We start from the raw sequence: 13,929 nt of genomic DNA, 5'->3' as shown, positions 1-13,929 counted from the left end.
GGCAAACATCCTCTCACCTAAGAGTAAGAGGGTGTTGCTCATTACCTTTTGTGCTCGTGTCTTCTTAAATATTGTTCTAACCCGCGAATCATCAAGGATAGGCTGAGGGTTAAAATCAAATACATAAACGCGACAACGTTGTAGGTTTCAAAGAACTGAAATGTGGAGGAGCTGTACACTTTACCTAGCTGGGTGATGTCTTGCACTCCGAGTACGGAAACCAGAGAGGAATCTTTGATAAGTGCAACAAAGTCGTTACCCAGTGGCGGTAGGATTTTACGTAACGCTTGCGGCCAAATGATCAATCGAAAGCGCTGCCAACCGTTTAATCCCAGTGCTTGAGCTGCTTCAATCTGTCCTTTACTGACTTCTTGGATGCCAGCACGGAACACTTCTGCGATAAAAGCACTGTAGCTAATCGATAAGGCAAAAATAGCACGCCAAAGTAGCGTAAAATCTCGAGTTCGTGCCTTGTCCAGCCAACCTTGTTCAATAGGCCATTGCAGCATCCAGTTATAAAGTTTGACCAGCTCTGGAGCACCTACGAAGGCGATGTAAAACAAAAGTACTAAAACGGGAACGCCGCGAAGAATCTCGATATAAAATCGCGAGAATTCTCTTACAGCACGCCATTTAGAAAAGCCTGCCAAAGCGATGAGAAGGCCAATGATCGAGGCCAGCACAAACGCCATAAGGGTCACGCCGATCGTGGTTAGTAAACCTTGTCCTAAGGTATTGGCTATCTTTTGATAGCTTTCATCCGCAACGATATTCCAAGCTAACAGTGCAGCGAGCACCACGGTGGCCACAAGCCACCATGGTAATTTTTGCATAGAGGATTTAAATGCCATGTGGAAGGTTACTGGTTGTAGTCAAAAAACCATTTTTGATTGAGTGCGTCCAGAGTGCCATCTGCTTTCATAGCCTTCAATGCGGCATTTACAGGCTCAACTAAGTCTGAGCCTGGCGTGAAGATAAAGCCAAACGCTTCGGAACCTAGGGCATCACCGACCACTTTAAAGGCGCCAGGGTTTGCACCCATGTAGCCGCGAGCGGAGGTGCTGTCCATCAATACTGAGTCTACGTCACCCGTCTTGAGGGCTTGAACCGATGCGCCAAAGGTTTCAAACAGGCTAATACGAGGATTGGCTTCGTTGCCATCTAGAACATCGTAAACCGCAACATAGAAGTTGGTTGTGCCAGGCTGTGCGCCAAAGTATAGGTCATCATCCGCTGCAAACTGTTTGGCATTGGTAAAACGATCTTCATCGGCGCGGACGAGCATAAATTGCTCAGACACCATGTAGGGTTCTGAGAAATCAATTTGAGCGGCGCGTTCTTCATTGATCGTGATGCCATCCATCCCCACGTCGTACTGGCCTTCTTTGACCGCTTGGATCATGGTGTCCCAGCTGCTAAGTTGCCAATCGACTTTAGCGTTTAGGCGTTTCGCCACTTCATTGAAGGCATCGTATTCCCAGCCAATGCCTTCACCGGTTTCTGGGTCCACAAAGTTTAATGGTGTGTAGGCGTTTTCTGTAACGGCTACGATAGTGCGGCCTTTCAGGTCGGGTAGAGTGTCTGCCTGAGATGGCATAGCAAGGCTAAGCAGCATGGCGCAGGCTGCGCTTAGGATTGGCTTTTTCATAGTGGACCTATAGATTGATTGGGGTGATAAATTGGATGCAAGAATTATACGCATCTGGTGCATGACGCTCCACGTTATCTTGACACTTTGGTCAAAAAACTTGTTTAGGGGATTGTTTGGCGCTTAGGTAGCTGAGTGCGTATAATCGGGGGCATTCACTTTCTCCTTAAGGGGCCGCTCGTGTCACGCGAACTTTCTCAACATCATGCATTTCAAACACGCTGTTTAGCGGATTTAGGTGTGGTGAGTTGGTTTCAACAGGATGAGCCTGTTAATGGTGCAGTCTGGCTGGCCCCGAATCCATGGCAAATGCCTGAAAATGTGGCGGTCAGTTCCCCTTCGATGCCAATCCCTGAATTGGACATGGAGGACGAAACATTTACGCCCCACCAACCTTCTGCCCCTGTTGTCCCAGTAGATGAGAAACAAAAAGATGCATCGGTTGCGAATTTGCGTCGACAGCTTGATGCAGGGCCGGAAGTCATTGTTGAAGATCTACAACCGATTGAGGAAGAGATTGCTCCCATTCAAGCACCTGTCGCTGAGGTGGATATCGCAGGTGCGCGCTTACCCATGCCGGTGCATTTGTGTGCCTATTGGTTGGCTGAGCAGCTTTTGATCATCACTGACTTGCCCCGCTCATTTGCCGACCAAGAGGCATTAGATAAACTGTCCCTGAGTCTTGCTAAAGCACTGCTTAAACAAGATATCTCAGCTTGGCAATCGGCTCACTTTCAATGGCCAGGAAAGCTGACAAATCGCCATTTGATGGCACGAGTGGACTGGGCTGTGGGTGGTTTTGAGCAGTTTATTGCAAACCAGCTGGATGCGGCGTTGCCCGCTAAGTTGATTGTCGCAGGGGAGCAAAGTCGTGCTTACCTTGACGAGCTTAATGAACAGCACCCGTTGCGTCATATCCCGACAGCAAATGTCCATAGTTTACCGCAGATGTTACGTATACCTGAGCTTCGTAAGGAAGCGTGGGGCGTGATGCAGTCGAGCTTTTCATCATGATTCAAGATCAACATTCGGTGCCTGTTTTACGTGTGGCTACCCAAGCGGACAGTACAGCTATCTACGACTTAGTAAACTCTTCTGATCCTCATCCGTGGCGACTTTCTTTGATCGAAGAAGCGTTACACAGTCGCCATAATTGGCTTCTAGAATGTAGAGACTCTGGACAAGCGGTGGGGTGGCTCACGGCATCGATGATGTTTGAACAAACAGAGCTTGAGCTGGTGGTAACGGACGTTCATCGACGTCGACAAGGGTTAGGGCGAGCCTTATTAGAGCAATGGCTGGATTGGTCGAAGCAGCAGGGCTGTGAAGAAGCACTGTTGGAAGTGCGAGAGTCTAATCTTGGTGCGATAAAGCTTTACTTGCTACTTGGATTTGAGCAAGTGGGTATCCGCAAAAATTATTATCCTTTAGATGAGGGCGGCAGTGAACACGCGGTCCTCATGACATGCAAATTGAAATAAGTGAGAGAATCCATGACGACTGTATTAGTTCCAATTGCCAATGGCAGTGAAGATATCGAAGCAATCACCATCATTGATGTGCTGCGTCGTGGTGGTGCGGAAGTCACCGTGGCGAGTGTCCATGAAGAAAAGCAAATCCAGGCAGCGAATGGTACGAAAATCGTAGCGGACGCGTTGTTAACCGATGTGGCTGAGCACATGTATGACGCTATTGTTCTACCAGGTGGTATGCCTGGAGCAGAGCATTTGCGAGACTGCAAACTGCTGATTGATATGCTTGAAAAACATGATATTCAAGATGCATTGCTCGCTGCTATCTGCGCTTCGCCAGCAGTAGTATTTGGTACACACGGTTTTGTTATGGACAAACAAGCAACCTGTTACCCAGGCTTCGAAGAGGGTCTGAAGGGAGCTGAGTACATTGCGGATCAACCTGTCGTGATGGACGACAACATCATTACGGGACAAGGGCCAGCGATGGCGATGGCATTCTCATTGGCTGTTTTGGCGAACCTTCAGGGGATTGAGAAAACCCAGGAAGTCGCACAAGGCCTGCTTTGCTAATTGTTTTAATCTTGTCTAAATGGTCAGCTAAAAACGGCTAAAAATCGCCAAAGTTTACAGTTTAATAGGGTCTTTTATATGGACGCTATCGTCATATAAGAGTAAAATTGGCCAGATTTATTTAGCCGTAGCGGCTCATCAAATAGCAGTAGTTTTGCTACGACATCAGCATGATTTTAAGAAAGCGAGGTGGACCACGAGTTTACCTCGCTTTTTTGCAACCTAAAATAGGCTCTAACGGGAGGTTCCTTTGGCAACATCAGCGATTCTTGCTCTGGAAGACGGCACAATATTCAGAGGAGTGTCGATCGGGGCAGATGGCTCCTCAACCGCAGAGGTTGTATTTAACACCTCTATGACCGGTTATCAAGAAATTCTTACCGACCCTTCCTACGCTCGACAAATGGTCACTTTGACCTACCCTCACATTGGTAACACTGGCGTTAACGCCGAAGATGAAGAATCTAACCAAGTATGGTGCTCGGGCCTGATCATCCGCGACTTACCTTTGCTAGCAAGCAGCTGGCGTAAACAAGAATCTCTTGATGCTTATCTTAAGCGCAAGGGTGTTGTAGGTATCGCCGATATTGATACGCGTAAACTGACTCGTATCCTGCGTGAAAAAGGCGCACAAGCTGGCTGTATTATGGCTGGTGACAACATCAACGAAGAGGAAGCCATTGCACAAGCTAAAGCTTTCCCTGGTTTGAAAGGCATGGATCTAGCCAAAGAAGTGACAACTGAGAAATCTTACGAGTGGACGGAGTCTACTTGGGATCTTGTAAACGGTCACACAACGCCAACCGAATTCCCATTCCACGTAGTGGCGTACGACTTCGGCGTGAAAACGAACATCTTGCGTATGCTTGTTGAGCGAGGTTGCCGCTTGACAGTTGTACCTGCGAAAACACCAGCAAGCGATGTGCTAGCTCTTAAACCAGATGGTGTTTTCCTATCGAATGGTCCTGGTGACCCAGAGCCATGTGATTACGCGATCACTGCGATCAAAGAGATCCTAGAAACTGAAATTCCCGTTTTCGGTATCTGTCTAGGACACCAGTTGCTTGCTCTAGCGAGCGGTGCGCAAACGGTGAAGATGAAGTTTGGTCACCACGGTGCAAACCACCCTGTGCAAGACATCCAATCTGGCCGTGTCATGATTACCAGCCAGAACCACGGTTTCGCCGTAGATGAAGCAACGTTGCCTGCAAATCTTGAAGCGACTCACAAATCATTGTTTGACGGTTCTCTACAAGGTATTGCGCGTACTGATAAGAAAGCGTTTAGCTTCCAGGGTCACCCTGAAGCAAGCCCTGGTCCACACGATGTGGCGCCGCTATTCGATCAGTTCATTGAAAACATCAAAGCAACGAAAGCCTAAGCGAGAACGAGAAGACTATGCCAAAACGTACTGACATAAAAAGCGTCTTAATCTTAGGTGCTGGCCCGATTGTCATCGGTCAGGCCTGTGAATTTGACTACTCAGGTGCGCAAGCCTGTAAAGCCCTTCGTGAAGAAGGCTTCCGAGTAATCCTTGTGAACTCGAACCCTGCAACCATCATGACAGACCCTGTTATGGCGGATGCAACCTACATCGAGCCGATCGAGTGGCAAACCGTTGAAAAGATCATCGAGAAAGAGCGTCCAGATGCCGTTCTTCCTACTATGGGTGGTCAAACAGCGTTGAACTGTGCCCTAGATCTTGAGCGTCACGGTGTACTAGAAAAGTACAATGTTGAAATGATCGGTGCGACAGCAGACGCAATCGATAAAGCGGAAGACCGTCACCGTTTCGACGAAGCGATGAAGGCAATCGGCCTAGAATGTCCGCGTGCGGGTATCGCGCACAACATGGATGAAGCACTTGGTGTGCTAAACGAAGTAGGCTTCCCATGTATCATTCGTCCATCTTTCACAATGGGTGGTACCGGTGGTGGTATCGCTTACAACATGGAAGAGTTTGAAGAGATCTGTACTCGTGGTCTTGATCTTTCTCCAACTAACGAGCTTCTAATCGACGAATCTCTAATCGGTTGGAAAGAGTACGAGATGGAAGTGGTTCGTGACAAAAACGATAACTGTATCATCGTTTGTGCGATCGAAAACTTCGATGCCATGGGTGTTCACACAGGTGACTCGATCACCGTTGCACCGGCTCAGACTCTGACTGACAAAGAATATCAAATCATGCGTAACGCTTCTTTGGCGGTATTGCGTGAGATCGGTGTAGAAACAGGTGGTTCGAACGTACAGTTCGGTATGGATCCTAAGACTGGTCGTCTAGTCGTGATCGAGATGAACCCTCGTGTATCTCGTTCTTCTGCACTAGCGTCTAAAGCAACAGGTTTCCCAATCGCTAAGATTGCTGCGAAATTGGCGATCGGTTACACCCTTGATGAGCTACAAAACGACATCACTGGTGGTCTAACACCAGCGAGCTTCGAGCCTTCAATCGACTACGTTGTAACGAAGATTCCTCGTTTCACATTCGAAAAATTCCCAACAGCAAACGACCGTCTGACAACTCAGATGAAGTCGGTTGGTGAGGTGATGGCAATCGGTCGTACGTTCCAAGAATCTATGCAAAAAGCATTGCGTGGTCTGGAAACAGGTTCTGATGGCTTTAACCCTCAACTTGATCTTGCTGACGAAAGCAGCAAAGAGAAGTTGCTGCGCGAATTGAAAGCACCTGGTGCAGACCGTATTTGGTACATCGGTGATGCGTTCCGTTCAGGCATGAGCGTTGACGAAGTGTACGAAGTAACCGGCGTTGATCCATGGTTCCTTGTACAAATCGAAGACCTAATCAAAGAAGAGCAAGCGCTTGAAAACGCAGGTCTTGCGGATCTTGATTATGACTACATGCGTCGTCTGAAACGCAAAGGTTTCTCTGATGCACGTCTTGCGTCTCTACTAAGTGTCACTGAGAAGTCTCTTCGTGAGCGTCGTTACCTAGTTAATGTACACCCAGTGTACAAGCGCGTAGATACGTGTGCGGCTGAATTCGCATCAAACACTGCGTACATGTACTCAACGTACGAAGACGAGTGTGAAGCTGCACCAAGCGACAAAGAAAAAGTGATCATCCTAGGTGGTGGTCCTAACCGTATCGGTCAAGGTATCGAATTCGACTACTGCTGTGTACACGCGGCCCTAGGTCTGCGTGAAGACGGTTTCGAAACCATCATGGTTAACTGTAACCCTGAAACTGTTTCGACTGACTACGATACTTCTGACCGTCTGTACTTCGAGCCAGTAACGCTTGAAGACGTGCTAGAAATCGTTCGTACTGAGAAACCAACAGGCGTGATCGTACAGTTTGGTGGTCAAACACCGCTTAAGATTGCTCGTGCTCTACAAAACGAAGGCGTGCCAATTATCGGTACAACACCAGAAGCAATCGACCGTGCGGAAGACCGTGAGCGTTTCCAAAGCATGATTCAGCGCCTAGGCTACAAGCAGCCTAAGAACGCGACTGTACGTTCAACGGAACAAGCGATCGTAAAAGCAGCTGAAATCGGCTACCCACTGGTTGTACGTCCTTCATACGTACTTGGTGGTCGCGCGATGGAGATCGTTTACAACGAGAAAGAATTGACTCGTTACATGACGTCTGCGGTAAAAGTGTCAAACGACAGCCCAGTACTACTAGACCACTTCCTAAACTCAGCAATCGAGATCGACATCGACTGTATCTCTGATGGTGAGCAGGTAGTAATCGGTGGTATCATGCAGCATATCGAGCAAGCGGGTGTTCACTCTGGTGACTCTGCATGTTCTTTGCCTCCATACTCATTGCCAGCGGATATCCAAGACGAAATCCGTGAAATGATCAAATGTATGGCACTTGAGCTTGGTGTAATCGGTCTGATGAACACTCAGTTAGCAGTTCAAGACGGTGAAATTTACGTAATCGAGGTTAACCCTCGTGCATCACGTACGGTACCGTTCGTGTCTAAGTGTATCGGTCGTTCTTTAGCGCAGCTTGCTGCTCTAGTGATGGCTGGTAAGACATTGGCTGAACTTGGCTTTACTGAGGAAGTGATTCCTGATTACTACAGTGTGAAAGAAGCAGTCTTCCCATTCAACAAATTCCAAGGTGTTGACCCAATTCTTGGCCCTGAGATGAAATCTACGGGTGAAGTGATGGGTGTTGGCGATAGTTTTGCCGAAGCCTTTGGTAAGGCTGTGCTAGGTGGTGGTACTGTATTGCCAACATCAGGTCGTGCTTTCATCTCTGTACGTGACCAAGACAAACCAGGAGCGGTTGAAGTAGCGAAGCGTTTGGCTGGACTAGGTTTTGATCTAGTGGCTACAGGTGGTACAGCGAAGTTCCTTGCTGACAGTGGCGTTGAAGTGAAGAAAGTAAACAAAGTAAACGAAGGTCGTCCACATATCGTTGATATGCTGAAAAACGGCGAAATCGCTTACATCATCAACACGACATCGGGCACGCAAGCGATTGCAGATTCTTCTGTGATTCGTCGTACAGCGCTTCAAGGCAAAGTTTGTTACACCACGACCCTAGCGGGCGCGGAAGCAACTAGCCTAGCAATCAGCCGTAAGAATGAAGAAATCACAGTCAGAAGACTACAAGATTTGCATTCGGGGAAATAATGAAAAAAGTACCGATGACAGTGGAAGGTGAAACACGTTTACGTGAAGAGCTTAACCACTTGAAAACAGTTGTTCGTCCACGTGTGATCGCAGACATTGCGGAAGCACGTGAGCACGGTGACCTGAAAGAGAACGCGGAATACCACGCGGCTCGTGAAGAGCAGGGCTTTTGTGAAGGTCGTATCTCTGAGATCGAAGGCAAGCTTTCTGACTCACAGGTTATCGATGTAAAGACGATCCCACACACAGGTAAAGTGATCTTTGGCACCACAGTGACGTTGTTCAATGTGGATACCGAAGAGACGGTTACTTACAAAATCGTGGGTGATGATGAGTCTGATGTGAAAGCGAAGAAGATCTCTTACGCTTCACCGATTGCGAAAGCAATCATTGGCAAAATGGAAGGCGACGAAGTTGCGATTAAGATTCCTGCTGGTGAAGTGGTCTATGAAATCGAAACGGTTGAACACATCTAGTCATCTAAACGGCTAGTATAAAAACGCCAAGAGGGAAACTTCTTGGCGTTTTTTTATGTGTGCTCAAAAAAGCATTACTTCTTGCGGTTTTAGTAGCATAACCTTAGGGGGCAAGAGGCTGATAATAGAGGCACACATAACATTGCTAAGAATAAAAAAGGGTTTAGGTATGGGCTATTCACTTGAAGGAAAAAATGCGGCAGTAACTGGTGCTGCATCAGGTATTGGTTGGGCTAGTTCAAAAGCTTTGCTTGAGGCAGGGGCCACGGTGGTGCTTGTGGACCGTGATGCCAAAGCCCTAGAGCGAGTTTGTACAGGTTACGATAAAGCGATTCCATTAGTGATCGACCTACTTGATACGCAAGCGTGTAAAACCCTCATGCCAGGTATTCTTGAGCGATTAAATGGGACGCTGGACATTTTTCATGCCAATGCGGGCCTTTATGTTGGTGGTGACTTAGTGGATGCCGATCCTGATGACATAGATCGTATGCTAAACCTGAATATCAATGTGGTGATGAAAAACGTTCGAGATGTGATTAAGCATATGTCACCGAATAAAACGGGCGACATCATTGTCACCAGCTCGCTTGCAGCACATTTCCCAACCCCTTGGGAGCCCGTCTATGCGTCATCCAAATGGGCTATCGATTGCTTTGTACAAACCACTCGCCGCCAGGTCTTTAAAGATGGGCTTCGAATCGGCTCCGTCTCGCCAGGACCAGTGATTACCGCTTTACTGGATGACTGGCCACAAGAAAAACTGGACGAAGCCAAAGCGTCAGGTAGTCTAGTCGAAGCCAAAGAGATTGCTGAGATCATCTTATTTATGCTAACAAGACCACGTGGTATGACGATCCGTGATGTGGTGGTGATGCCAACTAACTTCGATCTGTAGGCGTACTTTACAGCGAGCTTCCCTTAGCGCCGGTTAGCAAGTCTTTGTTTTCCAATATAAACGCTTTAAGGTCGTCGACTTTGAGTGGTTTTGAAAAATGGTAGCCTTGGAAAATATCACACTGCAAATCGGCTAAGAGTTGTTTCTGTTCATCTGTCTCTACCCCTTCAACAACGGTGGTGATGTTTAATCTTCTGGCAATGGCAATGATGCCTTCCACCATGGCGAGTGTGTTGCTGTTGGTAGTGATGTCATCGACAAAACTCTTATCTATTTTGAGTTCATCAATCGGCAGTTGATTCAGCAAACTCAAAGAAGAATAACCAGTACCGAAGTCGTCTAGAGAAATGCGGATGTCCTTTTTACGGATTTTTTCCATCAATTGCTGTATGCCAATCACATCATCGATAAAGAGGTTCTCTGTGACTTCAAGAACAAGCTCCAAGTGGATGAAACTATGCTTTTCTATGAGTTCTATGAGCTTGTCAAAAAACTCATCATGCTGGAACTGACGTACAGAAATGTTTATCGAAACACTGACTGGAATATGGGTTTCCTGATGGATCATTTTCATGTCTTTGAAAGTCTGCTCAATGATAAATTCACCGATTGGCAGCATGAGGCCGCAGGCTTCTGCAACAGCGATGAACTTATCAGGCGGTACAAATCCAAGGACCTCGTTTTCCCAGCGCACTAGGGCTTCTACCCCAAAAGAGTTACCATCGCGGCTAATTTGCGGCTGGTATACCATGTACATCTCGTTTTGTAGCAAAGCTTTCTTCAGCTCTTGCTCCATTTGTGCACGGTATTTATAAGCTTGCTTAAAGTCTTCTCTAAAGAAAGTAATGGTGTTGCGAGTTTTCTTCGCTTCATACATGGCAAGGTCTGCATAACGCTTTAGCTCATCAAGGTCTTGCCCATCATCTGGAAAAGCGGCGATGCCGATACTGGCACTTAGTACAAAGCGATAATCACCGATTAACGCTGGCTCAGCTAAGTTGTTCTGAACCGCCTTACAGAATGAATTAATACCACTTTCGTTTTTATCAAATGCCACAATGATGAATTCATCGCCGCTATAACGTACTAGGACGTCTTGTGGACTGACTAAAGACTTTAATCTTCCTGCTACCAAGCACAGCACCTGATCGCCGATTTCATGACCATAGCCATCGTTGATGGCTTTAAAATTGTCCAAATCGATGAAAACTAGATAGTACAAATCACCCTTTTTCATCGTGGCGAGTTGTTTATCTAAATAGAAACGGTTGTGCAGTGCTGTTAAGTAATCATGATTAGCTTGGTGTTCTAACGCTTGTTTAATGCGTTTTTCATTGTTTGCTACATTTCTGAACAACAGATAGATGAGTAATAATGAGCTGCCATACACTCCAATGAGTACTTGCAACTCTTTGAGGAACAGACTCATAACATAGCTGTCATCAAATTTAACTTCGGCCCACAGATCGTATTCAGATAAGTAACGGCTTATCGCTTTGCTACTAGGGCCAGGTTGCACACTGGAGGTAATCACTTCCAGTTCGTTCGCTTTAATTTCCTCAATAGTCAGCCCTTTCTTCTGCTCTAATGAGCGGAAGGCCTGATCAAGGCGTGTTTGAGGAATCTGATAGTTGTATATCTCAGGATCAAGCTGATCATGGGAAAGAACAATCTGAAAGTAATTGTCCTTGCCACGATATAGATAAAGATTGCTGTTGTTTTGATTACTCTCGCCCTCGAAGAAGAATTTAAACCCCTTCGAAATATCGACGACAGTGGACAGTACGAATAGCACGTTGCCATCGAGATCAATAACAGATTTGCGCAAGGGGAATGCGATGCTGTCCAACACTTCGCTGCGGTAAGTGCGCCCCAGCACCATTTTGTTTGATTCCAGTGTTTGTTGGAAGCTGTCACGATTTTCTGGTTGAGAGAGTATGTTGAAATTTTTTGGTAGTGTTACGCCAGATGAAGCAACATAGACGTCGCCATGAGGAAGAAATAGGCCAACCCCAAGCATGGAATCATCTACTTCTACGACGGAATCCATTACCTTCTGAATAGTGTTCTTGTCACCTAGCTCGCCATAGGCGATCACTTCTTTGGCTACTAGATCGAGCAAAACTTCATACTGGTGTAAAGTGGACTGTATGGAATTAGCCGTCAGAGACATGAGTTTCTTTTGTTCTGCGGTGTATCCATTGTTGATGTTTTGATAAGTAACAGAAGCCGAAATACCAAAAAATACTAACCAAATGGTGGCGGTTAGATAAAATACTGTCCAGATATTCTTTCTGACTAAATCCATTCACGCCTCACTTAGAATTACTAATCGAATATAGACAAGTGACCGAATTGAAAATTGATACAGAGATAACAAGCATCTCATCTAGTGCTTGAGCATCCCTGCTGTCACTTATAAAGCAAATCTTTAATAGATTAAGTCAAATATAGACTCTCGAGCTTGAAACAACCACTTTGTTTAAAGCGCTTTTTATGGGATTGCGTAAAGCTTTGTGGTGTGCCGTTAAGGAGGGTGGAATGAAAAAAAACACCAGCCGTAGCTGGTGTTTTATAAGGTTGGGGTAGTGCCTAAGTTTAGGACTGAGCTTTTTTGAACGCGTCAATTAGTGCTTGAGTAGAAGCGTCTAACATAGAATTATCGCTATCACTTACTAATCGATTGTAGATGTCGGTGCCCAACACTTTGCCCAGCTCTACACCCCATTGGTCGAAGGAGTTGATGCCCCAGATAGTGCCTTGAACAAAGGTACGGTGCTCGTATAAAGCAATCAAAGAGCCTGTAGTGAACGGCGTCAGTTGCTCTGTTAGCAGGGTGTTGCTTGGACGGTTGCCAGGAATCACTTTATGCGGTGCGATAGCAGCCACTTGTTCTTCCGTTGCACCCGCATCACGCAGCTCTTTCTCAGCTTGTTCTAAGCTTTTGCCCACCATCAGTGCTTGTGACTGACTTAGGCAGTTGGCAAACAGCTGTGCATGATGGTCTGCAACAGGGTTGTGGGTTTTCAATGGTGCAATGAAATCCACTGGTACAAGGCGTGTGCCTTGGTGTAAAAGCTGGTGATAGGCATGCTGACCGTTGGTGCCGGCACCGCCCCAAATAATTGGGCCTGTGTCAGTTGCTACGCCTGAGCCGTCAAGTAAATTGGCTTTGCCGTTACTTTCCATATCCAGTTGTTGGATGTGTGCAGGCATTGCGCGTAGGTAGTGGTCGTATGGAATCAGAGCGTGGGTTTGAGCGTTATGGAAGTTGCTATACCACACACCGAGTGCACCCATGATCACCGGAAGGTTTTCTTCAAGTGGGGCTGTTTTGAAGTGTTGGTCCATGGCATGAGCGCCATCTAGCAGCTCATAGAACTTGTCCATACCAACTGCTACTGCAATTGGAAGACCGATAGCAGACCATAGTGAGTAGCGTCCGCCAACCCAGTCCCACATAGGGAAAATGTTCTCTTCTGCCATGCCGAATTTAACGGCTTTTTCGACATTGGAGCTGACTGCTGCAAAGTGTTTCTTGATGTCTGCATCTGGCACGCCTTGATCAATACACCAAGCGCGGGCGGCGTTGGCGTTGTAAAGGGTTTCTAAGGTGCCGAATGATTTCGAAGAGACGATAAATACGGTGGTCTCAGCATTAAGCAGCTTCAACTTCTCTGTAATGTCTGAACCGTCAATGTTCGCAACAAAGTGAACCTTGATGCCGTCTTTCTTGTAAGGCGTAAGGGCTTCAGCCACTACTTTTGGACCAAGGTAAGAGCCACCAATACCGATGGAAACGACGTCGGTAATCTTTTTGTCAGTGTAGCCTTTCCATTCGCCGCTGTGCAATTGCGCGACAAACTTTTCCATCTGATTTAGGGTGCTGCGTACTTCTTCTAGAACATTGACACCATCGACCATTAGAGAATCTTGAGCTTGGCTTGCGCGTAGGGCCACATGTAACACAGAACGATCTTCCGTATTGTTAATGTGGTCACCGTGGAACATGCCTTGGATAGCAGATTTCATACCCGCTTGTTCAACCAGTTCAAGCAGCAGTTTCATGGTGTTGGCGTTGGCACGGTTCTTAGAGTAATCCAGTGTCCATCCGGCCGCGGATGCTTTGAAAGACTCGGCACGTGTCGAGTCATCAGCGAACAGCTCAGTCATTTTTACTGAAGCCATTTCCTGCTGATGTTGCGCCAGCGCTTGCCACGCGGAGTGTTGCGTTGGTGAGCTCAT

At 46.8% G+C, this 13,929-nt stretch carries 11 protein-coding genes; 7 read left to right on the top strand and 4 right to left on the bottom strand.

What is annotated here, in order from left to right; all coding sequences use genetic code 11:
* Nucleotides 1-41: 41 nt before the first annotated feature.
* Both C8D85_RS15380 and C8D85_RS15375 read right to left on the bottom strand, forming a co-directional pair.
* On the bottom strand, nucleotides 42-833 hold the full coding sequence (locus C8D85_RS15380) for an amino acid ABC transporter permease (RefSeq protein WP_244937034.1): 792 nt from the start codon (nucleotides 831-833) through the stop codon (nucleotides 42-44).
* 26 nt (nucleotides 834-859) lie between these two features.
* Nucleotides 860-1,648 (bottom strand): transporter substrate-binding domain-containing protein, encoded by a 789-nt coding sequence (locus tag C8D85_RS15375; RefSeq protein WP_133564379.1) that lies wholly within the window; start codon nucleotides 1,646-1,648, stop codon nucleotides 860-862.
* Between the two features lie 180 nt (nucleotides 1,649-1,828).
* On the opposite strand from C8D85_RS15375, the gene C8D85_RS15370 reads away from it, so the two are divergent.
* From C8D85_RS15370 to C8D85_RS15340, 7 genes are all read left to right on the top strand, one after another.
* Nucleotides 1,829-2,662, top strand: a complete 834-nt coding sequence (locus C8D85_RS15370) for a hypothetical protein (protein WP_133564377.1) — start codon at nucleotides 1,829-1,831, stop codon at nucleotides 2,660-2,662.
* Nucleotides 2,659-3,129, top strand: coding sequence for a ribosomal protein S18-alanine N-acetyltransferase (rimI, locus tag C8D85_RS15365; RefSeq protein ID WP_133564375.1), 471 nt, complete (start codon nucleotides 2,659-2,661; stop codon nucleotides 3,127-3,129). Before C8D85_RS15370 ends, rimI begins: the two co-directional genes overlap by 4 nt.
* A gap of 12 nt (nucleotides 3,130-3,141) precedes the next feature.
* Nucleotides 3,142-3,693: a DJ-1 family glyoxalase III gene (locus tag C8D85_RS15360; RefSeq protein WP_133564373.1), complete on the top strand. Its 552-nt coding sequence runs from the start codon at nucleotides 3,142-3,144 to the stop codon at nucleotides 3,691-3,693.
* A gap of 250 nt (nucleotides 3,694-3,943) precedes the next feature.
* Nucleotides 3,944-5,074 carry a glutamine-hydrolyzing carbamoyl-phosphate synthase small subunit gene (gene carA, locus C8D85_RS15355; protein WP_133564371.1) on the top strand — a complete coding sequence of 377 codons (1,131 nt, stop codon included), beginning with the start codon at nucleotides 3,944-3,946 and terminating at the stop codon, nucleotides 5,072-5,074.
* Between the two features lie 17 nt (nucleotides 5,075-5,091).
* Complete coding sequence (carB, locus tag C8D85_RS15350; RefSeq protein ID WP_133564369.1) at nucleotides 5,092-8,310, top strand: carbamoyl-phosphate synthase large subunit; 3,219 nt, start codon at nucleotides 5,092-5,094, stop codon at nucleotides 8,308-8,310.
* Entirely contained in the window at nucleotides 8,310-8,786 is a 477-nt protein-coding gene (gene greA, locus C8D85_RS15345) for a transcription elongation factor GreA (protein WP_133564367.1), read from the top strand. Before carB ends, greA begins: the two co-directional genes overlap by 1 nt.
* A 169-nt stretch (nucleotides 8,787-8,955) precedes the next feature.
* Nucleotides 8,956-9,684, top strand: a complete 729-nt coding sequence (locus C8D85_RS15340; RefSeq protein WP_133564365.1) for an SDR family oxidoreductase — start codon at nucleotides 8,956-8,958, stop codon at nucleotides 9,682-9,684.
* Between the two features lie 7 nt (nucleotides 9,685-9,691).
* On the opposite strand, the gene C8D85_RS15335 is transcribed toward C8D85_RS15340, so the two are convergent.
* Both C8D85_RS15335 and pgi read right to left on the bottom strand, forming a co-directional pair.
* Entirely contained in the window at nucleotides 9,692-11,992 is a 2,301-nt protein-coding gene (locus tag C8D85_RS15335; RefSeq protein ID WP_133564363.1) for a bifunctional diguanylate cyclase/phosphodiesterase, read from the bottom strand.
* A 290-nt stretch (nucleotides 11,993-12,282) separates the two neighbouring features.
* Entirely contained in the window at nucleotides 12,283-13,929 is a 1,647-nt protein-coding gene (gene pgi / locus C8D85_RS15330) for a glucose-6-phosphate isomerase (protein ID WP_133564361.1), read from the bottom strand.

The organism is Marinomonas communis, from assembly GCF_004363305.1.
GTDB lineage: Bacteria > Pseudomonadota > Gammaproteobacteria > Pseudomonadales > Marinomonadaceae > Marinomonas > Marinomonas communis.
The sequence above is the reverse complement of the archived record's forward strand: the minus strand, read 5'-3'. Positions and strand labels throughout refer to the sequence as shown.